Source organism: Thermoanaerobacterium xylanolyticum LX-11 (assembly GCF_000189775.2).
Lineage (GTDB): Bacteria > Bacillota > Thermoanaerobacteria > Thermoanaerobacterales > Thermoanaerobacteraceae > Thermoanaerobacterium > Thermoanaerobacterium thermosulfurigenes.
The window spans coordinates 2,397,381-2,419,259 of record NC_015555.1 but is presented as its reverse complement, the minus strand read 5'-3'; the positions used below and the strand labels follow the sequence as shown (position 1 = coordinate 2,419,259).

Genomic DNA, 21,879 nt, shown 5'->3' with positions numbered 1-21,879 from the left:
TTCTAAAACAGCACACCATAGCTTAAAACTATGGTGCTGAAATTTATAAGTCTTTGCCTTTACCTATATAAGGTTTTGCTTTTTCATACTCTTTAGTCACTAAATCGTAAAAAAAGTCACAAGCTTTTTCTATTTATCTTTTTTTGTTCGCTCTTTACCCCAATTGTATTTTTCGATAACGTAATTATAGAAAAATTCACATGCTTCTTCCTCGTCCAGAAAAGTTTTTATTATCTTTTTATTTCCTCTTTCGTCTTGATAATATACCACCCAATTCCATTCCTTATTTTGCTCCAGCCAAAAATTAGAGAAGGGAGCAAATTGGTCAGGCACACCCCATATATATTGAGGGATTTTTTCTTGTATTAATTTTTCTTTTAATTCCTTTAGATTCATTCTGTTTTTACCTTCTTTATATATCCTTCATTTATTAATTCTTCTATTGTCTTTGGCATTTTGTATTGTATTCCTCCTCCTGGCTGGTCAAACCATGGTGATATCTTACCTTCCCATGCCTCAAATGGTTCTATTACTTCATATATGTTATATGATTTTGTAATCTTATATTCTGATGGCAAAGATCTCATTTCAAAAGGTGTACCTATCAGTGCTGTAAAATATCTACCCATCTCTTTTCCATATTTATCAAACCTTTCTCCTGGTTTGAATACTTTCTTTACTGGTGTACATTCAAATCCGTCATTTGGCGGCCATATATATTTGCCATTTTTATCAAGCCATTTTGATGCAACTTTTGAGGAACTTGAAGTGGCTTCTTTTACAGTGGTCGTTTCTACTTTCTCAGCAGTCATAGAAACCTCAGTTTTAAGACTATGGAGCTAAGTTTTACAAATCCTTTCCTTTACCTATATAAGGTTTTGCTTCTTCATATTCTTTAATCACTAAATCGTAAAAAAAGGCACAAGCTTCTTCTTCTAATGTAAAAGTTTTTATTGTATATTTGTTCCCTCTCTCATCTTGGTAATACATTATCCATGTTCCATCATTGTTTTGTTCTAACCAGAAATCAGAAGAAGGAGCAAATTGTCCCGGTATTCCCCACCACTCTTGTGGTATATTATTTTTTATCAGTTTTTCTTTTAATTCTTTTAAATTCATATTACTTCTCCACCTTTCTTATATATCCTTTAAATAAGAGTCTTTAAAAAATAGGCTAATACAGAAATCTCTTCCGTCTATTTTGTGAGGTCCTCCTATGCTCATGTACATTTTTTCATCTTGTCCGGTATAATATCTTGTTTTTTTGAACTCTTCAAGACTTAATTTCGGTGATAATACTAAATCTGAGTTTACTATTATCTCCCCTGTTTTTAAATCTATCATTTTTACCTCTCCTTTATGGACTAAAAAATCTGCCAGGATTACCCTGGCAAATTTTTAGTCTTTTAGCTGCCTTCCATACATTCTCGCAATATCCCAAAGTTTTCTCTCTATCTGGGGTTCCACTTTCCACCCATCTGTGAAATACCATGGATACTCCAATGCCCTTTTGTTCTTAGGTGGTAATCTGTTCTCTACTGCCATTTTCCTTAATTCTTCTAATTCTTTTTTTATAAACTCGAGTTGGTTGACTTTTCCATATCCTGGTATTCCTTTTTTTCTATCCTCTATCTCTTTTTCCAACTCTGGCATTACATCATCTATTGCTTCTATTAGTTCTTTTACTTCGTATAGCTTGTTCCTTTTAAGTACCATGTGTTTTTACCCTCCTTTAACATTTCCGGATTTGGCACAAATATTTGCCTTGCCCCTCCCGGTCTTCCCCACTCTTCATGTGGTGCTACTGTTCCATCTAATACTTTTGTGCCTTTTGGAATTATCCACTCCTGTACTTTTTCTGCTTTATTTGTAGGTGGCAATGCAAGTTCATTTTCCGGGTCTTTTAAAAGTCTGTCTGTTACCCATTGCCCTCTTGGTCGAGCTTTACCGCCGTAGTATCTGAATGTTCTAAAATCTTTAATCCATTTTTATCCTCTTCTTACTTTATTTTAAGACGGCAAAACTATATAGAAATATATAAATTAGCCTTTTTAGTAATTTTATGTTATTTACTATGAAAACTTATTATATAAGTAGCTAAAAAAGCGCAGACTTCCCCTACAGCTTTAAAAATAGACTTTTAAAGGGAATTAATGGTAATATTTATATTTATTGTGTGTCAATTTCAGGTTCCCATCCTAATGCATATAGTTTTTTTAGGTAGGAATTAATCTTTCGCTCCTTGTTAAACTGATTATAATAATCTTCTCCAAGCTCTTTATACGGTTTATTTTCTTTAAGCATATGGTAAATGGCAATCAACATTGAGTGAGCTACTGCTACAATTGCTCGGTTCTTTCCGCGTCTTACAACTAAACGTTGGTATTGTGCATAAAAGAATGTTCCTTCTTTTTTTACTGCAGATTTTGCACATTGAATTAAGGTGGTTTTTAATGTCTTATTCCCCTTCGTCGTTTTGCTGTTTCGTCGTTTGCCTGCACTTTCATTGTTGCCTGGGGAAAGCCCTGCCCAACTTGATATATGCGCATCACTCGGAAAGCGCTTCATTTCTAATCCAATTTCCGCTAGAATCGTTTCTGCACTTTGTATTCCTATGCCTGGAACTTCATCAATCTGTTTAATTGCTTTTTGATATTTGTCCAAGTAATTCGAAATTAGTTTATCCATATCTTCTATACGTCTACTCATATCATCTATATGGTCAATGATATTTTTAATTAATTGTTTCTGAAGGGGAGTAAGTACACCATCCACTGCTTTCATAATTTCAGGAATTTTTTTATGCATTGAACCGTGAAGCAATTCTTGAAGTTGTTCTTCATCTAATTTCTTGCCTTCTAAAAGAGCATTTAATATTCTCCTGGAGCTTTTGCCATTGATATCGGAAGTAAAGCTAGATAATTTGATATTAGCTCCTTCTAACATTTTTTGCAGTCGATTCAATTCACGTGCTCGTTCCTCAATTAGGCTTTTGCGATAGCGAGATGCTTCACGCAATTCTCTTTGCTCTCTATCAGGAACATAGCTAGCCTTGAGCAAACCATGCTGGAGAAGATCTGCAATCCATTCTGCGTCTTTTACATCTGTTTTCCGTCCAGGAACAGCTTTCATGTCTCTTGCATTTACTACTATAGCATCTAATCCGGAAAGCTCGAATATGTTGTATAATGGTTTCCAATAAGAAGCAGTGCTTTCCATAGCTATCATTTCACACTTTTCATTAAGTAGCCATGCAGTGAGTTCTCTTAATTCTGCTGTTGTTGTTCCGTATTCACGGATTTCCTGATCATTGCCACGTTTAAAGCAAGCAACTATCATTTTTTTGTGTACATCAATCCCACAACAACGCTCGTATAATCTATCCATAACCTTTCACCTCATAAAGGAAGATTTTACGGCGTGGCTCCCTTATATTTCCTTATTTTACTATGCGTCCTTTTGAACATTTTGTTCTGGACAGATGGTGGTACAAAAAGGAAGCCCGATCAGTTTATTTTACGGGTTTGAAAATCCCAAATAATATCCGGTATCTGTGCCGTATAATCTAATTATATCACGATTACTGCTGTCTAACGTGATAGTTTTCGTTTATCGTGATGCTGTCAAAGCATGATGTTTATTTCGGTTATTTTTTTATCAACTTTAGTTATGTCTTTGGAAAATTTTTCGCAAATTTCGACATTTTTTAAGAAATTACGTGCTGTTAAAAATTTTTATTGACAAGAAAGCATTAAAACAATAAAATTTAAGTTAATAAATTTGATAAAGAATAAACGGTATTAAGAGATAATTTAAAGCGGTGGTCTAATGGTTAATATATGACATTTAAACTCTATTCCAGGACTTTTAGCTTGGTTGACAGATATTTATCATATTGGTTGCGGATTTATAAAAGGATGGAATAATTACGGGTATTAAAAGTTAAAAATAGAAAGGGTGATATAGGTATATGGCATATGTATGGTTTTTCATGGCATTAGTTATAATGATTCAATTGATAAGAGGAATAATAAAGAGAAAAATTGATATGATAGGTGTATATTTAATTACAATATTATTCTTTGTGTCAATAGGAATTTTACATTTTTTTAACTTAAGTAAAAATAAGCTTAATTCTCTAGAAATACATATTTTTATTGCATATATAATTTTAGTTGTTTTATTTTTTACATATTGGATTCATCGTTATAATAAAAGGAATGGTATTAAATTAGTCTTTAAAAAACTAAACAACAATAAAAAATGAAAAATGCTTCAACCTAAATCAGAAAACGAATCGGTATAACATACTGCAACAATTTTCGTGGTATGTTATTTTTTAAATTCATATTATTTTTCTCTGCTATAGATAGTGGCTTACGAGGTAAAAATAAACAATGATTATATTTTTCATATATTTATTGATTTTTTTTAATATTAGGGTATAATTAAAGCATGGAAGTAATCCCATTAAAATAGTAGGAATTAAAAAGGGAGTGTAAATATGAAGGATAATTTGTTAGAAATAAAAAATGTCAAAGCAGATGTTGACGGCAAGGAGATATTGAAAGGACTTAATTTGACTATAAAAAGAGGAGAAATACACGCTATTATGGGACCTAACGGCAGCGGGAAAAGTACCCTCTGTAATGTAATAATGGGAAATCCACATTACACAGTTACAGACGGTGAAATACTTTTTGAAGGGGAAAATATCGTAAACCTCAAAGTAAACGAAAGGGCTAAGAAAGGCATATTTTTATCGTTCCAATCTCCTGAGGAAATCCCGGGGATTACGGTAGATAATTTCATAAGGACTTCTTTAAATGCAGTTACAAACAAAAACATGCCTATGCTGCAATTTGCAAAAAGCATGAAGGAAAAGATGGATATGCTGGACATGAAGCAGGAGTACAGGACGAGATACTTAAACGTAGGTTTTTCTGGCGGAGAAAAGAAGAAAAGCGAGATCTTGCAGATGGCTATGTTAAATCCGAAGCTTGTCATGTTGGATGAAATAGATTCAGGTCTTGACATAGATGCTTTAAGGATTGTTGCTGAGACAGTCAGGAAATTGAAGACAGAAGATATGTCAATACTAATTATAACCCATTACAATAGGATATTGGATTACTTGGAGCCAGACGTAATATCTGTGCTGGCACATGGAAGAATTGTCAAAGAAGGAGATAAAAATCTGGCGAAGGAGCTGGAGAAGACAGGATACGAGTCTATACTTGACGAAGTTCTGTCATAAAGGGGTGAATCAGATGAAAAAGACCATTGTAAATGATATAGATTTTTCCAGATACAACATAAAAAATGAAGTCAGGTATTCGTACAAGACGGAAAAGGGGCTTTCTAAAAAGATCGTTGAGGAGATATCCGAAAGAAAAAATGAGCCTAAATGGATGAGAGATTTTCGCTTAAAATCTCTTGAAATATACGAAAACAAGCCAATGCCTACATGGGGTGTAGATTTAAGCCAGCTTGACATAAACTCCATTGTAGCATACTTAAGCCCTGACGCTAAATTGAAAAATTCATGGGATGAAGTGCCTGAAGACATACGAAACACATTTGAGAAGCTTGGCATTCCTGAGGCAGAGAAAAAGGCTTTATCTGGCGTGGGTGCTCAGTACGATTCGGAAGTAGTTTACCACAGCATAAAAGACAATCTTGCAAAACAAGGCGTAATATTTGAAGACATGGACACGGCTTTGAAAAAATACCCTGACGTAATTAAAGAGTACTTTATGACGAAAAATGTTACGCCAAATGACCACAAATTTGCAGCGCTACACGGAGCCATATGGAGTGGTGGCACATTTGTATATGTGCCTGAAAATGTGAAAGTAGAAGTTCCGCTTCAGGCATATTTCAGGATGAATGCACCGGGAACAGGGCAGTTTGAGCACACGCTTATAATAGCCGATAGAGGCAGCGAAGTTAGATTCATAGAAGGTTGTTCGGCACCACAGTATGCAGTATCCAATTTACACGCGGGTTGTGTGGAACTTTTTGTAAAAGAAGGAGCAAGGCTTATCTACTCTACTATAGAAAATTGGAGCAAAAATACCTACAACTTGAATACAAAGAGAGCTTTAGTCGATAAAGATGGTGTCATAGAGTGGATATCTGGCTCATTTGGAAGCCACAAGACGATGCTTTATCCGGCATCTGTATTAAGAGGCAAAGGAGCTAAATCTGAATACACTGGTGTCACATTTGCTGCAAAAGGGCAGCATCTTGACACGGGCTCAAAAATGATACATTTAGCACCATATACATCATCGAAAGTATTGGCAAAAAGCATATCCAAAGACGGGGGAATCACAAATTACAGAGGACTCTTGAGGATAGGTCCTAATGCAGAAGGTGCAAAAGCATCTGTACAATGCGAAGGTCTTATGATAGACGAAATATCAAGATCAGATACAATGCCTATAATAGAGGTTTTAAACGATAATGTTGACATAGGGCATGAAGCAAAGGTAGGAAGAATCAGCGACGAGCAGATATTTTACTTAATGACAAGAGGATTAAGTGAAGATGAAGCAAGGTCCATGATCGTAAGAGGATTCGTAGAGCCTGTAGCAAAATCACTTCCGCTTGAGTACGCCGTTGAGCTTAATCGCCTTATAAAACTTGAGCTTGAAGGAACTATAGGGTAAAGGAGATGTTTCTATGATTAAGTTATTAGATTACAATACAATACAAGATATCATTAGGGAAGGCGGAAGTGGAGAGAAAGAGCTTAGAGTAAAAGGTTACGAGGTATTTTCAAAAGTGCCAATGCCTATGTGGAAAAGAGTGAAGATAGATGATGTCCATCTTCCATACTATAAAGAGTATAAAAGTGCAGTCATTGATAATGATGCCCAAGAAGGACTTGTGGTAAATCCTTTGACAAAAGCTTTTGCAGATGATGATTTAAACGCAATAAAATCTGTATTGGCGCGTAATTTTGGCGTGGATGAAAAGTTTAAGAATATGGTTTTGGCATTTTACAATACAGGCTTTAGCGTAAGAGCTCTGCCAAATTCAAATGTTAAGCTACCCGTTACAATAAACTATAGAGCAGTTGGCGATGACGACACTATAATAGATTTAAACCTCATTATTGCAGAGAGACTATCAAACTTGACAGTTGTTTTTGATTTAGCTTCTGACAAGAGAAGCTTTCACAATGGATTTACAGCCGTCATAGCGAAAGATGGAGCAAGCGTAAATATAGTGAAGATTCAAAGGTTCAGTGATGATTCATCGAATTTTGACAATAATATAATAATAACAGGGAATGATGCAACAGTAAAATGGACGCAAATCGATTTAGGCTCAAAAGTAAATGCCTATGATGTGACTGCAGAATTAGAAGGAACTGGTAGCAGCGCTTACTTTAGCTCTATATTCTTAGGAGCTTACGATCAGAGTCATGATATGTCTTACAGGGTTAATCATATAGGGATGAGGACAGAAAGCAGTGTTGATGTAAAAGGCGCATTGAAAGATAAATCAAAGGCGGTTTTTAGAGGCAACTTAGACATGAAGAGAGGTGCAAGAAAGGCAAAGGGCAATGAAAGCGAAGTTGTCCTTTTGCTGGATAAGACGGTAAGATCTGACGCTATACCTGCTTTATGGTGTTCTGAAGATGATGTGCAGGCAAACCATTCTGCCAGTGCGGGGCAAATTGATGAAAACAAGCTTTTCTACATGATGTCAAGAGGTTTAAGCATGGAAGAAGCAAAGCTTTTGATGGTGGAAGCAAGCTTTAACCCAGTAATTGATACATTGCCAAGTGATGCTCTTAAAGAGACAGTTAAAAGTCACATTGGAAGGAGGATTTCTGGTTGATGCTGGATGTTTTAAAGATAAAAGAAGATTTTCCTGTATTAAAGACAGCTCCACACGGGAAAAAGCTCATATATTTTGACAATGCAGCTACGACTCAAAAGCCAACGTATGTGATTGATGCGCTATCTAAGTATTACAAAGAGTACAATGCAAATGTGTATAGAAGTCCTCATTATCTAAGCGCATTGTCAACAGAGGCCTACGAGGAGGCAAAGGATGCTGTAAGAAGGTTTATAAATGCCAAATCGTCTGAGTCAATAGTGTTTACGCGAAATGCCACAGAGTCTATAAATCTTGTGGCATATACATGGGGCCTTAAGCATATTGGTGAAGGTGATGTGATAGTATTGACGATAGCCGAGCATCACAGCAACATCCTTCCATGGCAGATGGTGGCGGAGAAAAAAGGTGCAAAGCTTAAATACGTCCACCTTGATGAAAATTCCAGGCTTGACTTAGACGAGCTTAAAAGCATTTTGAAAGATGAAAAAGTTAAACTTGTCGCTTTACAACATTCGTCAAATGTCTTAGGCATCATAAACCCTGTCTATGAAATTGTTAATTTATCGCATGAAAATGGTGCTAAAGTATTGATAGATGGTGCACAAAGCATACCAAATATGAAGATAGATGTAGAAAAGCTTGGATGTGACTTCTATGCATTTTCAGGCCATAAGATGATGGGCCCTATGGGTATAGGTGTCCTGTATATAAAGGAAGATCTTCTGGATGACATTCCTCCGTTTTTAAGCGGTGGAGAGATGATAGACGAGGTTTTTGAGGATCATTCTACATTTGCACCATCACCACTTAAATTTGAAGCAGGTACGCCAAATGTTGAAGGTGCTTACGGCCTTATGAAGGCTATAGAGTACGTAGAGAAAATAGGCCTTGACAATATTTTAAAGCATGAGCAAGAGCTTACGGAATATGCTTTAGAGAAATTGTCTAAGATAGACTACGTAAAACTGTACGGACCTAAAGATGCAAAAGATAGGACAGGTATAATATCATTCAATGTGGAAAACGTCCATCCACATGATGTAGCCACGATACTTGATCAGGATGGCATAGCAGTAAGAAGTGGTCATCACTGCTGTCAGCCTCTCATGAGGTACTTAGGTGTTCCTGCAACTGTGAGGGCAAGTTTCTACGTTTACAACGACAAAAGCGAAGTAGATGCTTTTGTAGATGGATTAAAAGATGTCAGGAAGTGGTTTAGATGAGCGATTTAAATCAGCTTTACTCAGAGATAATAATGGAGCACTACGAAAACTCCCCTAATAAAAGGGAGATAGAAAACCCTACCATAAAAGAAAGAGGCCACAATCCTCTCTGCGGTGATGACATAACATTGGAGCTTAAGATGAACGGCGATGTGATCGAAGATGCCTCATTTGTAGGTCATGGCTGTGCCATAAGCCAAGCTTCTACATCCATGATGTGTGATCTTATAAAAGGGAAAGACAAAAAAGAAGCTTTAACGCTGGTGGAGAAATTTATAGACATGATACACAAAAAAGATGTGGATATAGACGACCTTGGCGATGCACAAGTCTTGCAAGGAGTGTCAGACTTCCCAGCGAGGGTAAAATGTGCTTTGCTGGCATGGAAGACACTTGAAAAGATAATATAACTATAAGCGCTTTAACTTACGTTAAGGCGTTTTTTTTTATTTTTTAAGCAGGAAAATTTTGATTTGTGTAGAAATATCTATATAAATGTCATATTTAGCCTACCTATCAGGATTGTCATTTCTTTTAGTCTATATCCCTTGATAATTATAAAAGAGGTCATGATAAAATGAGAAAAATGCTTTTAGTGTTTTCACACCAATTGACAAAAGACCAAATGGAAGATGCTTTTCACACTTATGGTGTCGGTGAATTTACATATCTTCCAGATGACCTTAAAAAAGTATGGGCATCTATACCGCCTGAAGCAGAGTCTATACGCTTTTGTGTAGGAAAGATTGCTGAGTGGATAAAGCAAAATTCTAGAAAAGGTGATTATGTCCTTTTGCAAGGGGATTTTGGAGCTACATTTTTATTGGTAGATTTTTGCTTTGAAAGCGGATTGATACCTATATATTCTACGACTGCAAGAGATGCGGACGAAAGGACATTTACTGACGGTACTGTAAAAGTGCATAGGACATTTAAACATGTAAGATTTAGAAAATATGAGAGGTGGAAGTGATGGCGACAAAGTTTTTTTCATTTTTAGGTACAGGCAAATATGCTGAATGCAATTATTCGCTGGATGACGTAAAAATCGACGCGATTTGCTATGTTCAAGAAGCGCTTATAGATATCTTTTTAAAAAAAGGCATCAAAATAGATGGCATTTACATCTTCAAGACAAAAGAAGCGACTACAGCTAATTGGATTTCAAATGCAAAGCATCCTGAGAAAAGTGGGCTTTCTGGTGTGCTTAAAAAGTATGAAGGCATAGTAGATACTATAGAAGCCGTAGATATTCCATCTGGGGAAATAGAAGAAGAACTTTGGGATATATTTGACAAAGTATTAGGAAAGATAAACTACAAAGATGAGATAATCTTTGACATAACGCATTCATTTAGATCACTGCCTGTCTTAGCACTTATAATATTGAATTATGCAAAATTTGTAAAGAAATGCGAAATAAAAGGAATGTACTACGGAGCTGTAGAAGCTCTCGGAGTCCCATCAAACGAAATTGAAGACAGACTAAAATTAGAAGATAGGAATGCGCCTATATTCAATCTCACTCCTTTTATCAACCTTCTTGATTGGACAGTTGGAATTGACCGCTTCATAGAGGACGGCGACTCAAGGTACATAAGTAAGCTTATAGAGCGTGGGAAAGGCGAGCTTTTAAAAAAGGGTATGAAAGATGACAAGAATATATTAGAGAAGGTTGGTAAATCGATACAGAATTACACAAACAATGTGGCAGTTTGTAGAGGTAAATTGGTATCAAGCGATGGAATAGAGCTTAAGGAAAAGATAGACTTCGCTTATAACATATCAGAAAAAAGCTACATAAAACCTATGACACCGCTTATAGAGAATATAAAAAATCACTTTGATAATTTTACTGATGATGAAGACAAAAACATGATACAGGTGGTGAAATGGTGCAGAGACCACAATATGATACAGCAAGGGCTTACGATATTGGAGGAAGGCATAATAACATATTTCTGCAACAAGTTTGGAGTTGACAAGTGCAATCAAAAAATCAGAGATGCTATAGGTCAAGCATTTTACATAAAAATGAATAATCCTCCCAAAGAAAAGTGGAAAAATGAGGCAAAACTTTATGAAGATATTGTAAATAAAGTGTTAGAAAGCGAAAATAGCGATAAATTTGCTAAATTGATTTACAACATAAAAGATTTTAGAAACGATATAAATCATGCTGGATGGAGAGATAACAGCAAACCGTATAAAACTTTTGTAAAAAAACTTAATACCTTTATAGATGATGTAGAAAAAATTATAGAGTGAGGTGATAGCGTGTACATAGATTTTGCAGATGAGAAAGTTAGACATGAGAAACTTCCCAGTGGATATATAAGCTGGGTAGACATTGTTACTGGCACAAATTACTGTATGAAGATGGATGAGTACGAAAAGAAAGTTAAAAAGATAGCTCACGATATATCCATGATGGATAGCGACGAAATATACGAGTACTTAAAAAACGATGTAGACGAAATACCGTACATTAGGCCATACATTGAAAAAAAAGATGTTAAGGCGCCTTCTTTAAAAGATGCTGCAACATTGGCTGTTTGCTTTGCGTACACATTGGACAGCAGGAAAGAAGTAAGACTTAACATGTATCGTCATTTTTTTGACGTAGAAATTTCTCAAAGTGAAAGTGTAAATGCTGCTTTAAAGATGGTAGATATGTTGGCAATTGGAGAAAAGATAGATGATGAGATTGGGAAGGTGAATGTAAAAGTAATAAAAGGCGGTGTATACAAGACAAAAAAGTACATTGTCGAGAACAATGATATAAAGTGCTTGAGAGGTTCTAGCTATCTTTTAGATAACATAAACAGAGTAAGGATACCTGGCTACTTTAAAGAGAAGTTTATACCAGAAAGCATTATTTACTGCGGTGGAGGAAATGTCTTTGCCGTGGTGCCTGATAATGATATTGATATAGATTATGATTTAGAAAGACTTTATGAAGATGTGACAATAACAGCTCAAAGCGCCTTTATATCGCACAAAACAACATTAAAAGATTTGATTAACGATTATAAGGAAGTCATAAGAGATTGCGAAGAAATGCTGGAAGATAGGAAAAAGTTAAAGCTGTACTTAAATGTTGATCCTAATTATGGCGATGTAAACAAAGGAATAGTAGAAAAAGACATGGTGATAGATGAGATAACCCACAAACCGCTAGAAAGCGGATCTAAATTGATATGCAAATTCTGCAATTTGAGGGATGCACATTATACAATTCAGACAAGTGAAGGGGAGAAAGGTGTATGCTTAAGCTGCCTTCACAAAATTGAAGCTGGGACTTACGCCAAAGGTGGATTTCATGAGGAGTTTCAGAGAATGCATTTAAAAAATTTTGGCGAGAAACAATACGGTGGAAAAAAGGTACAAGGATTAGACGAGATTGGGGCCTTTAAAAACAATGGATACATGGCATTAATATACGGTGATGGCAATAATTTTGGAAACATAATAAAGAACATAAAAAATGTGTATGAGATGATGTATTTCAGCAGAAAAGCGGAAAGTTCTGCTTTTAAAGCGACATTGGAGGCTATATGGAAAGGGTATGAGGTAGAAGGAGAGGAGATTCCATTTGAAGTTATTGAGCTTGGAGGCGATGATATATTCATAATAACCCCTGCAAAATCCAGTTTTATAATGGCGTCAAAGCTTATTGAAACATTTGACAAAGAATTTCAAAACAAGTCTGACATTGATAAAAGTGCAAATGTGACAATGTCGATTGGCGTCGCAATAAGCAAATATTCCACACCTATACGGAATATGTTTGAATTGGCCAATAAGCTTTTGAAAAAAGCTAAATCATATTCGAAAAAGATGGACAACAAAATTGGGACTGTTTCATTTGCAGTTTTAGAAAGCAATATGTATTTGGAACTGGATAAAGGCAGCAATTATGACTTTATACATCAAGGCATTTTAAATTACACGTGGAGTGACATGACTAAGCTTATAAACTTGATACTGAAAATGAAAGAAAGCAAAAAGATTATGAAAAACCACATATACAAACTTAGGGATGCTGCAAGCATGATGTTGCCATTGGAGTTTAAGCTTTTCTACATGTACGACAGGTCAAGGTCAAATATGGAAGATATTGAAAAAGGACTTGTGGAGATTGCCAATGGCTGTTTTGAAGAGGGTCTTTTTAGGCTTTCAGGTGAAAATGGCATGGAATATCACTCACCGTGGTATGACATTACCGAGATTTGGGATTATGTATAGGATTGAGGTGATATTTTGAAAAAGAGATTTGATATAGTCGTAAAATTAAAATCTCCAATGTGCATTGCTACAGGCAATAGCATTGGTAGTCTTGTAGATAAATACTTTGTAAAAGATAGAAGTGGAAAACCTTATATACCTGCATCCACAATAAAGGGAATCATGAGGCAAAACTTCATGTCTTTAATCGATGAAGAGCATCATGACGATATGAAGTGCATATGTCCTGTATGCAAGGTTTTTGGTTCACCTGGTTATAACCCATCTAAATTATATATAGATGACTTATTATTAGATGATGATGTGACTAACATTGGCAGTAGAACTGTAAGGCATTCAACGTCTGTTGATAGGTATAGAAAAGTGGCAAAAGACAATTCTCTAAATTCAATGGAAGTATACGAAGGCGGTACATTCAAAGGGACAATGGACTTATACTTGGATGAAAGTACAGAGAAATATGAAGAACTCATTTTGATATCTTTAAAAATGATAGAAAGCATTGGGGCGGGTAAAAGCAGAGGATATGGATGGGTCCATGTTGATGTTAAGGAGGGGGATGAATGATAAAGGTAAAACTAAACCTGATTTCACCTCTTATAGTAGGTGGCAGAAATTTGGTAGGAAATTTTTTAACTACTAAAGATTACATACCAGGCGACGTTATAAGGGCAGCTATTGCAAGAGAGATTTTGAGAAATTGTCTACTGTACGATGTAGATAAACCAGATAAAGATGGCAGGTACAACTGGATATACATAAGAGATGACGAAAAATGCAGCAGATGTAAGTATAAAGATTGGTGTAGGAATTTTAGCAATATAAGATTTTACAACTTCTATTATGATGGTGCAAGGCCGTTTCCGCTTTCTGCAATGAAATGCAAGTATCACAATGACCATGGTCTTGTAGATGTGCTCTTTAATAAAGAGAGTGAATGTCCAATATGCAAAGGGAGAATAGAGTTTGCTACAGGGTATTATAAAGATGGGAAAATGGTAGATGTTCCTAAAAGACTTTTTACAAGAACAGCCATAGATCCGTATACAAAGACAGCAAGAGATGGAGGATTGTATAGTATATTAGCAATAGAGGAAGGTCTAACATTTGAAGGGTATGTAGACGGAATAGATGAACTTGAAGAATTTAAAATGCTTAGGATTGGCGCAGATACTTCCAGTGGATTCGGCAAATGCAAGATCGAAATATGCAGTGAAGGTGCAAGGAATGAAGTTGATTTGATAGAAAGAATCGAAAAGTTAAATAAAATTGTTGGCAAAAGGCAGTACGGTGGTAAGACATATAAGTCGCTTATAACACTTGATTTTTATTCAGACATGATACCTGATATAGACTATAATATTCCTTTAAAGACGACAGATGATTACAAAGAATTGTGGAAGAAAATATTAAATCTTGGATTTCAATATGACGTGATAAAAGTTTACTCAGAAAGCAATATATATAGAGGTTATGATACATCAAAACAAATGGACGATATGAGGGAAAAACCATCAGTTTATATAGAGAAAGGTTCTGTTGTTTTGATTGGCACAGATGAAGATATTGATGATATCAAAGACAAGCTGTATTTTGTGGAGAAGTCAGGTATCGGCCAAAATACCATAAATGGATATGGGTATGTGAAGATTTGCGATGAAATACATTTGAATGGGGGTAATTAGACAATGAATATAAGTAAAGAGTTAAAACAAAAGCTAATTGAGTATTCAGACGAAATAGCGTCAAAAAAAGACTTTCTATCAATTCACACAAATGATGAAAAAGGTAGAGAAAAAGACAAGATTGGCATATCCCAATACAGGACATTAGCTGAGATTGCCTCAAATATTGATTCTTATGATGAATTTGAACTTTACATAAAGTACAAGGAATCAAAGCGCAATGGCTGGGATAACATCTTTGATGGCATGAAGTATGGAGACAAGATAATAGAATACATGAGGAAAATAAAAAATGATGCAACTGAAGATATTTTGCCAAAGGCTTTAAGCCTATTTTTTGGGTATTTGTACTGGCAATCATCCTACAGAGTAAAGCCAATAAGAACTGATGCAAGTCAAAATAACACTGGATTTGGAAAACAAAACAACAATTCGAAAAATGGGAATAAGTACTATAACAGCAATAAGAGGTGATGTAGATGTTTGATAAATTTGAAAATAGGTATATTGTGAAAGGTACAATTGTAGCTTTAAAGCCTATTCACATAGGTAAAGGTCAAGAAAGCATGGATCCGACTGAAGTTGATTCACCAGTAATAAAAGATGAAAATGGGCGACCTTTAATACCTGGCTCAAGTTTAAAAGGTGTCCTTAGAAGCTTTGTTGAAAGAGTCCTTTCAAGTGGCGCTTTTGAAGGTTATAGGTCATGTCTAATAGTTAATGATGAACCTTGTGTAAATGGTGATTATGTTAAAAAGTTAAAAGATAAGTACGACAAAGATTATAAAAAAATTGCTGAAGAAATATATGAAAGGTCGTGCAATGTATGCAGACTGTTTGGCTCAAACAATTTAGCAGCAAAACTTACTATAAAAGATTTAAACTCGATAGATGAAAAGACTTTTTTTGACATGAGGGATGGCGTTGGGATAGACAGAGATACAGGCACTGCAAAAGATGGAAAGAAGTACAATTACGAGATCACTCCATCAGGTACGAAATTCGAGCTTTATATGACAGGGGATAATTTGGATGACGACGATTTAGAGCTTTTAAAACTTTGCCTAAATGTGCTTAAAAATGGGCAGATATCAGTAGGAGGAATGACAAGCAGAGGTTTAGGAACTGTTAAGCTTATTGACGAGAAGATCTACAAAGTCGATAAATCCAATCTAAAAGAGTACGTATCTAATGGTTTAAGTGAAGAAATGAGGTGGAATGATGTTTAAAGAACTGCACAATGAAGGATATCTTAAATTTTATTTAAAGACGATGAGCCCTCTTTCAATAAAAGCGGCTGACAACAATGATTTTGATCCGACGGTGCCTGACAACAAATTTTTAAGGTCTTATAAAGATGGTAAGTTAACGGTAGTAATGCCTGGCAGCAGTATAAAAGGTGTATTTAGAAGTAGGGCAGAGAAAAAGTTAAAAGGCTGTGATATATTTGGATCTGAATATTGCGGAAAGAAGCTTAGTAGCAGTATGGATGGAAAAGAGCGGTACAAAGAAAGCTGTCCTGCATGTAAAATGTTTGGCAATACTGCTTTAAAGAGCCGAATTCTATTTAAAGATGCTTATCCAATAGGGGAAGTTAAGATGGGCAAGAGAAAGAATGTAGCCATTGATAGGATAACAGGGGCATCGAAAAGAAATGCGTTATTTGAGCCTGAGGTTGTAGAAGATGGTACATTTGAATGCGAAATAAAAATGGAGAATGTGTTTAATTGGCAGATTAAAGTGCTTACGGAAATATTAGATGAAATCGACGATGGGTATGTGGTCTTTGGAGGTATAACATCAAGGGGGTTTGGTCGTATGGCTGTACAAAATGTTCAGTTTACAATGAGATACTACGATAGAAAAAATATATCGGGTTATGATGATTATGGATTTTACATAGAAAGAAAGTTTGACAGGGAAATGTTAAGAGAAAAGTTGTCCAAGTTGGCATTGGATGATGAGTGTTTTGGGAAGGTGGAGTTTGATGAAACCTTATAACTTCGTACCTATATTAGGTGCTAAAAAATACGTAAAATCGCATGAATTAAAAAGTGGAAAGGTTAGAGTAAGTATCGAAGTTGTGACGCCAGTCCACATATTTTCAGGATATTACAATGAAAACGGCAGTACTGTGTATAGAGAATTTGCGAAATACAATGGCAAATACATAATACCTGGTTCATCTTTGAAAGGATGTGCAAGGGCTATAGCTGAGAGCGTATCAAGAAGCTGTATAAGCACAAAACAAGACATACGCAAGATTGGAAAAGATATAAAGGACCAAAATGACTGCATAATATGCGATATGTTTGGCTCATTAGGCAAGAAAAGTAGATTGCGGTTTACTGATTTGGTACTTGTGAAAAATAGCGGCGTAGATATAATAAATATCCCAGCATTTTACGGACCAAAGCCAGAGAACAAGAACTATTATGATGCCGATGGGAAATTTAAGGGTGTAAAATTTTACAACCATGGAGATGTGAATATAATAGAAAAAGGCACAATACCTTGTGAATTTGTGATGCCGGGCAGTATATTTGAGGGGGACGTGTTTTTTGATGATTTAGACGATAATGAATTAGATCTCTTGTGCTTTTCATTAGGATTGAGTGGTGATATATACCTTAAATTAGGTTATGGCAAACCTGCTTATTACGGCTCTGTAAAGGTGAAATCAATAGATGATGATATTGATGCATTGAAAAGAGCTAATAGGTATGGGGAAAATGATGGCGATGTGGCTAAGAATGTGAAAAGATTGAAAGAGCTGCTTTCATGGGACAAAAGACACACAAAGAGTGTATGGCATACTGTAAACAATCAAAGAGGATATTGAAGGCGGTGATAATGTGAAAGATGGTCTCTATGATATGGCAGTAAATATGGGGCAATATTTCGTAAAAAATAAATTGACAAATATATTAGACGTTGTCATAAACCTCTTTGAAAGTGCAAGAAAAACAAGTGCTAATGAAAATGAAGCAAAAACAAAATTTTTTAGCATGCTTAATCTTATAAATAAAGATCCTTTTATGTTAGGCGGCGGGAAGCCATATAAAGAAGCTTTTAAAAAGTTTGTAGAAGGGTATTTATCCATTTTCAAAAACGCAGAGTGTCGCAATAGAGATTTTGCAAGGCTTACTACAGATGAAATGTTTTATGTTTTGTGCTGGGCTAATAGATATGTAAAGTCCTTTGAGCATAGCAAAAGATCTTCTTAAAAAGCGGTATAATCCGCTTATTATTTTTTTCTAAAAATTTTCCATAACTTTAGCAGGAAAATAGAGGATTTTGGAGAATATATTACATTGGAAAAATTTTTAATGCGTATGTGGCGTGGAAATTCTTTCTGAAAATAAGGGGGTAACAAGTGATGAGGGTGGTACTGGAGTTCAGCGGTGACAAAGAGTTGCGCCTGCCTATACAGTACAATCACATAGTGCAGGGATTTATATACAACAGTATGACAGATGGAGATTTCAGCGCATTTATGCACGATGAAGGTTTCAAATACGGGAAAAGGCAGTTTAAATTATTTACGTATTCAAGGCTTGAAGGAGAATTTAGACTTCTAAAAAGAGAGGACAAGATATTGCTAAAGCCGCCATTTAAGCTTACTGTATCTTCTCCCATTGACGAGTTTATATACGACATTTCACAAAACATATTTAAAAAAGACTATTGCGTATTCAACAACCAAACATTTAAGCTTAATTCAATAAACATCGAAAATCCACCTGTATTTAGAGAAAAGGCAAGAATAAAGTTTTTGTCGCCTGTTGTCACATACTCTACAATCGAAGACAAGGGAGTAAGGTATACTTATTACTACTCACCTTGGCATGAAAACTTTTCTGATATTTTGCTAAAGAACTTATTGAAAAAATATGAAGTGATTTACGGCGAGGAGGTAGAAGATCCATATTTTAAACTATACCCTATTGGCGACGAAAATATGAAATATCAAAAAGTCATGAAGTACAAAAATACAGTCATAAAAGGCTGGATGGGAATATATGATGTGGAGTGTAGTCCGGATCTTTTGAAGGTTGCTTACTACTCAGGACTTGGGGCCAAAAACTCTCAAGGCTTTGGTTGCTTTGAGATATTGTAAAAGGGGTGCGCAAAATGCTGGATGCTGTGAAGGACATAGGTGAGATGTCTATAAGTACTGGAAGGAAGAGCCTTTTAGATGTTCTTATAGAGGATCCAAATCAAAATGGTTCGTATAAAAACGTCATAGCCATTAATTTTACAGTAGATGGCGATGACGTGAAGTACAAAGATGTGACGATAGAGGAGACAGACAGCCAAAAAATATCAAGGTACTTGTACTCAAGCGCTGGTGGCAATGGTCCTGGTTATATGCCTGTCGCAAAGATTACAGAGCCTGACAAGACATTTAACGGTAAGATTCTAAGTTGGTTTAAAATCCTTAGCAAAAAAGGATTAAACATCGATGAAGATGAAAGGCGATTTCTCGAAAATTTGAACAGCGCTATTCAAGAAAATAAAGATGAGATATTAGAAAAGATCATAAAGTTCAGAGGGGAATTCCCTAAAAAAGATGGACTTTTGCTCATGCTGAAATTCGTAGAAGGCAGTACATACAAATACATCGGCGATATACCGCTATTTAGAAAACTCCTCGTAGATACAGACAATGAAAAATACAATAAACTTTCAGCAAATGACAAAGTATGTTCAATATGTGGTGAGAAGAAGGATTTGGTTTTTGGCAAGGTTGACACGTACGCTTTCTACACGATTGATAAAACAGGATACATAGTCGGAGGGTTTGACGAGAAAAAATCGTGGAGAAACTTCCCTGTTTGTCCTGACTGTAGATTAAAGCTTGAAGAAGGCAAGAAGTACATAGAAAATAATTTGACGTTTAAGTTTTATGGGCTCAAATATCAACTAATACCCAAATTTCTAATAGGTGAAAGATTTGTAAAAGAAGAAATATTGGACATATTCAAAGAGACAACAAGGCTTGTATCATTAAAAGAATCAACGAAAAAAAGAGTCATAACAGATGAAGACGATATAATGTATTTTTTGAAAGACGCTGATGACTCAATTTCATTAAATTATCTATTTATAGAAAAGCAAAATTCTGCTGAAAGAATACTGCTTCTTATAGAAGACGTATTTCCATCACATATTAGGGAGATTTTCAAGGCGAAAGACACAGTAGATGGCATTTTTAATGAGAATTTTACTTTCAGAAATATACGCAATTTTTTGTCTAAGTCTGACATGAAGAAGCGAGACAGCGATCTTGACGGTTACTTTTTAGATTTAACAGACAGGATTTTTAGAGGCAGGAAAATTGACATAAACTTGATACTAAAATTTATAATGAAACGGGTAAGAGATGAATTCATTCAGAACAAATACTATCAAAGTGCTATAAAAGACGGAATGATGGCAATTAAGTTTTTACAAAATTTAGGATTAGTAGAAATGGAGGTTAAAGCCATGGAGGAAAGACCATTATCAGATTTCTTTAAAAAGTACGAAGAAAACTTCGAAACGCCTATCAAAAGAGGACTTGTGCTATTAGGTGCTCTTACAGAGTTGCTTCTCAGAAAGCAGTGCAAAGATAGAGGTGCAAAGCCTTTCATGAAAAACCTAAAAAGTCTCAAGATGGATGAAAAAGACATAAGAGGGCTTTTGCCAAAAGTTCAGAATAAGCTTGAGGAGTACGATTCATTTGATAAAGGCAAGAGGCTGCTGGCAAAGGAGGTATCAAATTATCTTCTTTTAGCAGGAGATGATTGGCATATGCCAGTAGATGAAATAAACTTCTACTTCGCCTGTGGATTAAATCTTGCAGACGAAATAGCATCAATAATTTATAGCAAAGAGGAGGAACAATGATGAGTAACATTATAAACAACCGCTCAGAGATACTTTTTCTTTATGATGTAAGCTTTGCAAATCCAAACGGAGACCCTGTGGATGAAAATAAGCCAAGGATCGATGAAGAGACAGGTATAAATATAGTGACAGACGTAAGACTTAAAAGAACCATAAGAGATTATTTGGCAGAGTATAAAGGGATGGATGTATTTATCTTGGAGACGAGAGATGAAAGCGGAAAACTGCGGACAAAAGATGATAGAATAAGCGACTTCGGTTCGAATGATGATATCATCAATAAATGCATAGATGTGCGGCTTTTTGGAGCTACAACAGCAGTGAAGGACAAAACTATGACTTTAACAGGTCCCGTTCAGTTTGGATTTGGAAGATCACTTCACAAGGTCAACATGACTTACATAAAAGGCACAACCGTAATGCCGTCACAAAGTGGCAACAGTCAAGGAACATTTACAGAGAAGTATATACTTCCATATTCACTTATCTCATTTTATGGCATTGTAAATGAAAATGCAGCTAAAAATCAGAACATACCTCTTACAGATGACGATGTAGATTTGATGTTGGAAGCAATGTGGAATGGCACCAAAAACCTTATGTCCAATTCAAAGATGGGACACATGCCGAGATTTTTGCTTCAGGTAGTCATGAAAGAAAAAAATTATCAGATAGGTGAGTTAAATAAAAGGATAAAATTTGTCCACAATGTAGAAGACGAAGAATTGAGGGACATTAAAGACGGAAGGATCGAGATAAAAGAATTAATCGAAAGCCTTAATGCAAACAAAGGCAAAATAGAAAAGCTAAGATATGCAGTAGATGAAAGGGCAGTTTTTGCAGTAGATGGTGTCGCATGTGATTTTGGTGATGTGGTAAAGGACTTTCCTGTAGAAAAATTAGGCTTTTAAGATAAATTTAGAAAATATCTCAGGAAAAGATAGTAGCGAAGTTCTTGAGAAAGGAATGTATAG

At 35.5% G+C, this 21,879-nt stretch carries 25 protein-coding genes; 18 read left to right on the top strand and 7 right to left on the bottom strand.

Going from position 1 to position 21,879, the window contains the following annotated elements:
• Nucleotides 1–129 precede the first annotated feature (129 nt).
• From THEXY_RS11620 to THEXY_RS11590, 7 genes are all read right to left on the bottom strand, one after another.
• Nucleotides 130–396 carry a hypothetical protein gene (locus THEXY_RS11620; RefSeq protein WP_013789031.1) on the bottom strand — a complete coding sequence of 89 codons (267 nt, stop codon included), beginning with the start codon at nt 394–396 and terminating at the stop codon, nt 130–132.
• Nucleotides 393–812: a TNT domain-containing protein gene (locus THEXY_RS11615; protein ID WP_013789030.1), complete on the bottom strand. Its 420-nt coding sequence runs from the start codon at nt 810–812 to the stop codon at nt 393–395. Before THEXY_RS11615 ends, THEXY_RS11620 begins: the two co-directional genes overlap by 4 nt.
• A 34-nt stretch (nt 813–846) precedes the next feature.
• On the bottom strand, nt 847–1,119 hold the full coding sequence (locus THEXY_RS11610; RefSeq protein ID WP_013789029.1) for a hypothetical protein: 273 nt from the start codon (nt 1,117–1,119) through the stop codon (nt 847–849).
• Nucleotides 1,120–1,137: 18 nt separating this feature from the next.
• Nucleotides 1,138–1,344 carry a hypothetical protein gene (locus THEXY_RS11605; protein ID WP_013789028.1) on the bottom strand — a complete coding sequence of 69 codons (207 nt, stop codon included), beginning with the start codon at nt 1,342–1,344 and terminating at the stop codon, nt 1,138–1,140.
• Nucleotides 1,345–1,398: 54 nt separating this feature from the next.
• The gene (locus THEXY_RS11600) at nt 1,399–1,716 is read right to left on the bottom strand and encodes a hypothetical protein (RefSeq protein ID WP_013789027.1); all 318 of its coding nucleotides are present in this window, start codon (nt 1,714–1,716) and stop codon (nt 1,399–1,401) included.
• On the bottom strand, nt 1,683–1,880 hold the full coding sequence (locus THEXY_RS11595) for a hypothetical protein (RefSeq protein ID WP_041592147.1): 198 nt from the start codon (nt 1,878–1,880) through the stop codon (nt 1,683–1,685). Before THEXY_RS11595 ends, THEXY_RS11600 begins: the two co-directional genes overlap by 34 nt.
• Nucleotides 1,881–2,169: 289 nt before the next feature.
• Nucleotides 2,170–3,387, bottom strand: coding sequence for an IS110 family RNA-guided transposase (locus THEXY_RS11590; RefSeq protein WP_013789026.1), 1,218 nt, complete (start codon nt 3,385–3,387; stop codon nt 2,170–2,172).
• Between the two features lie 1,117 nt (nt 3,388–4,504).
• On the opposite strand from THEXY_RS11590, the gene sufC reads away from it, so the two are divergent.
• The 18 genes from sufC (at nt 4,505) to cas7b (ending at nt 21,816) form a co-directional block, all read left to right on the top strand.
• A complete protein-coding gene (gene sufC / locus THEXY_RS11580; RefSeq protein WP_013789024.1) occupies nt 4,505–5,257 on the top strand; it encodes a Fe-S cluster assembly ATPase SufC in 753 nt (250 codons plus the stop codon).
• A gap of 13 nt (nt 5,258–5,270) precedes the next feature.
• Complete coding sequence (gene sufB, locus THEXY_RS11575) at nt 5,271–6,674, top strand: Fe-S cluster assembly protein SufB (RefSeq protein ID WP_013789023.1); 1,404 nt, start codon at nt 5,271–5,273, stop codon at nt 6,672–6,674.
• Nucleotides 6,675–6,687: 13 nt separating this feature from the next.
• Nucleotides 6,688–7,854, top strand: coding sequence for a Fe-S cluster assembly protein SufD (gene sufD, locus THEXY_RS11570; RefSeq protein ID WP_013789022.1), 1,167 nt, complete (start codon nt 6,688–6,690; stop codon nt 7,852–7,854).
• Nucleotides 7,854–9,080, top strand: coding sequence for a cysteine desulfurase (locus THEXY_RS11565; RefSeq protein WP_013789021.1), 1,227 nt, complete (start codon nt 7,854–7,856; stop codon nt 9,078–9,080). The genes sufD and THEXY_RS11565 overlap by 1 nt, the downstream gene beginning before the upstream one ends.
• Nucleotides 9,077–9,490, top strand: a complete 414-nt coding sequence (sufU, locus tag THEXY_RS11560; RefSeq protein ID WP_013789020.1) for a Fe-S cluster assembly sulfur transfer protein SufU — start codon at nt 9,077–9,079, stop codon at nt 9,488–9,490. The genes THEXY_RS11565 and sufU overlap by 4 nt, the downstream gene beginning before the upstream one ends.
• Nucleotides 9,491–9,657: 167 nt before the next feature.
• Complete coding sequence (gene csx20, locus THEXY_RS11555) at nt 9,658–10,053, top strand: CRISPR-associated protein Csx20 (protein ID WP_013789019.1); 396 nt, start codon at nt 9,658–9,660, stop codon at nt 10,051–10,053.
• Nucleotides 10,053–11,348, top strand: a complete 1,296-nt coding sequence (gene csx2 / locus THEXY_RS11550; RefSeq protein ID WP_013789018.1) for a TIGR02221 family CRISPR-associated protein — start codon at nt 10,053–10,055, stop codon at nt 11,346–11,348. Before csx20 ends, csx2 begins: the two co-directional genes overlap by 1 nt.
• A 9-nt stretch (nt 11,349–11,357) precedes the next feature.
• Nucleotides 11,358–13,328: a Cas10/Cmr2 second palm domain-containing protein gene (locus THEXY_RS11545; RefSeq protein ID WP_013789017.1), complete on the top strand. Its 1,971-nt coding sequence runs from the start codon at nt 11,358–11,360 to the stop codon at nt 13,326–13,328.
• A 15-nt stretch (nt 13,329–13,343) separates the two neighbouring features.
• Complete coding sequence (locus THEXY_RS11540; protein ID WP_013789016.1) at nt 13,344–13,895, top strand: RAMP superfamily CRISPR-associated protein; 552 nt, start codon at nt 13,344–13,346, stop codon at nt 13,893–13,895.
• Nucleotides 13,892–15,013: an RAMP superfamily CRISPR-associated protein gene (locus THEXY_RS11535; protein WP_013789015.1), complete on the top strand. Its 1,122-nt coding sequence runs from the start codon at nt 13,892–13,894 to the stop codon at nt 15,011–15,013. The genes THEXY_RS11540 and THEXY_RS11535 overlap by 4 nt, the downstream gene beginning before the upstream one ends.
• Before the next feature lie 3 nt (nt 15,014–15,016).
• Nucleotides 15,017–15,487: a hypothetical protein gene (locus THEXY_RS11530; RefSeq protein ID WP_013789014.1), complete on the top strand. Its 471-nt coding sequence runs from the start codon at nt 15,017–15,019 to the stop codon at nt 15,485–15,487.
• A gap of 5 nt (nt 15,488–15,492) precedes the next feature.
• Complete coding sequence (gene csx7, locus THEXY_RS11525) at nt 15,493–16,242, top strand: type III CRISPR-associated RAMP protein Csx7 (protein ID WP_013789013.1); 750 nt, start codon at nt 15,493–15,495, stop codon at nt 16,240–16,242.
• A complete protein-coding gene (locus tag THEXY_RS11520) occupies nt 16,235–17,014 on the top strand; it encodes an RAMP superfamily CRISPR-associated protein (RefSeq protein ID WP_013789012.1) in 780 nt (259 codons plus the stop codon). The genes csx7 and THEXY_RS11520 overlap by 8 nt, the downstream gene beginning before the upstream one ends.
• Nucleotides 17,001–17,855 carry an RAMP superfamily CRISPR-associated protein gene (locus tag THEXY_RS11515; RefSeq protein ID WP_013789011.1) on the top strand — a complete coding sequence of 285 codons (855 nt, stop codon included), beginning with the start codon at nt 17,001–17,003 and terminating at the stop codon, nt 17,853–17,855. Before THEXY_RS11520 ends, THEXY_RS11515 begins: the two co-directional genes overlap by 14 nt.
• Before the next feature lie 13 nt (nt 17,856–17,868).
• Complete coding sequence (locus THEXY_RS11510) at nt 17,869–18,240, top strand: hypothetical protein (RefSeq protein ID WP_013789010.1); 372 nt, start codon at nt 17,869–17,871, stop codon at nt 18,238–18,240.
• Nucleotides 18,241–18,392: 152 nt separating this feature from the next.
• Nucleotides 18,393–19,133 (top strand): CRISPR-associated endoribonuclease Cas6, encoded by a 741-nt coding sequence (cas6, locus tag THEXY_RS11505; RefSeq protein WP_013789009.1) that lies wholly within the window; start codon nt 18,393–18,395, stop codon nt 19,131–19,133.
• Nucleotides 19,134–19,147: 14 nt separating this feature from the next.
• The gene (locus THEXY_RS11500; RefSeq protein ID WP_013789008.1) at nt 19,148–20,905 is read left to right on the top strand and encodes a TIGR02556 family CRISPR-associated protein; all 1,758 of its coding nucleotides are present in this window, start codon (nt 19,148–19,150) and stop codon (nt 20,903–20,905) included.
• Nucleotides 20,905–21,816: a type I-B CRISPR-associated protein Cas7/Csh2 gene (gene cas7b, locus THEXY_RS11495; RefSeq protein WP_013789007.1), complete on the top strand. Its 912-nt coding sequence runs from the start codon at nt 20,905–20,907 to the stop codon at nt 21,814–21,816. The genes THEXY_RS11500 and cas7b overlap by 1 nt, the downstream gene beginning before the upstream one ends.
• Nucleotides 21,817–21,879 lie beyond the last annotated feature (63 nt).

Bases quoted from the DNA above. Each gene is read 5' to 3' on its own strand.
- THEXY_RS11620 (WP_013789031.1), bottom strand. From the start codon at position 396: ATGAATCTAAAGGAATTAAAAGAAAAATTAATACAAGAAAAAATCCCT.
- THEXY_RS11615 (WP_013789030.1), bottom strand. From the start codon at position 812: ATGACTGCTGAGAAAGTAGAAACGACCACTGTAAAAGAAGCCACTTCA.
- THEXY_RS11610 (WP_013789029.1), bottom strand. From the start codon at position 1,119: ATGAATTTAAAAGAATTAAAAGAAAAACTGATAAAAAATAATATACCA.
- THEXY_RS11605 (WP_013789028.1), bottom strand. From the start codon at position 1,344: ATGATAGATTTAAAAACAGGGGAGATAATAGTAAACTCAGATTTAGTA.
- THEXY_RS11600 (WP_013789027.1), bottom strand. From the start codon at position 1,716: ATGGTACTTAAAAGGAACAAGCTATACGAAGTAAAAGAACTAATAGAA.
- THEXY_RS11590 (WP_013789026.1), bottom strand. From the start codon at position 3,387: ATGGATAGATTATACGAGCGTTGTTGTGGGATTGATGTACACAAAAAA.
- sufC (WP_013789024.1), top strand. From the start codon at position 4,505: ATGAAGGATAATTTGTTAGAAATAAAAAATGTCAAAGCAGATGTTGAC.
- sufB (WP_013789023.1), top strand. From the start codon at position 5,271: ATGAAAAAGACCATTGTAAATGATATAGATTTTTCCAGATACAACATA.
- sufD (WP_013789022.1), top strand. From the start codon at position 6,688: ATGATTAAGTTATTAGATTACAATACAATACAAGATATCATTAGGGAA.
- THEXY_RS11565 (WP_013789021.1), top strand. From the start codon at position 7,854: ATGCTGGATGTTTTAAAGATAAAAGAAGATTTTCCTGTATTAAAGACA.
- sufU (WP_013789020.1), top strand. From the start codon at position 9,077: ATGAGCGATTTAAATCAGCTTTACTCAGAGATAATAATGGAGCACTAC.
- csx20 (WP_013789019.1), top strand. From the start codon at position 9,658: ATGAGAAAAATGCTTTTAGTGTTTTCACACCAATTGACAAAAGACCAA.
- csx2 (WP_013789018.1), top strand. From the start codon at position 10,053: ATGGCGACAAAGTTTTTTTCATTTTTAGGTACAGGCAAATATGCTGAA.
- THEXY_RS11535 (WP_013789015.1), top strand. From the start codon at position 13,892: ATGATAAAGGTAAAACTAAACCTGATTTCACCTCTTATAGTAGGTGGC.
- THEXY_RS11530 (WP_013789014.1), top strand. From the start codon at position 15,017: ATGAATATAAGTAAAGAGTTAAAACAAAAGCTAATTGAGTATTCAGAC.
- csx7 (WP_013789013.1), top strand. From the start codon at position 15,493: ATGTTTGATAAATTTGAAAATAGGTATATTGTGAAAGGTACAATTGTA.
- THEXY_RS11520 (WP_013789012.1), top strand. From the start codon at position 16,235: ATGTTTAAAGAACTGCACAATGAAGGATATCTTAAATTTTATTTAAAG.
- THEXY_RS11515 (WP_013789011.1), top strand. From the start codon at position 17,001: ATGAAACCTTATAACTTCGTACCTATATTAGGTGCTAAAAAATACGTA.
- cas6 (WP_013789009.1), top strand. From the start codon at position 18,393: ATGAGGGTGGTACTGGAGTTCAGCGGTGACAAAGAGTTGCGCCTGCCT.
- THEXY_RS11500 (WP_013789008.1), top strand. From the start codon at position 19,148: ATGCTGGATGCTGTGAAGGACATAGGTGAGATGTCTATAAGTACTGGA.
- cas7b (WP_013789007.1), top strand. From the start codon at position 20,905: ATGAGTAACATTATAAACAACCGCTCAGAGATACTTTTTCTTTATGAT.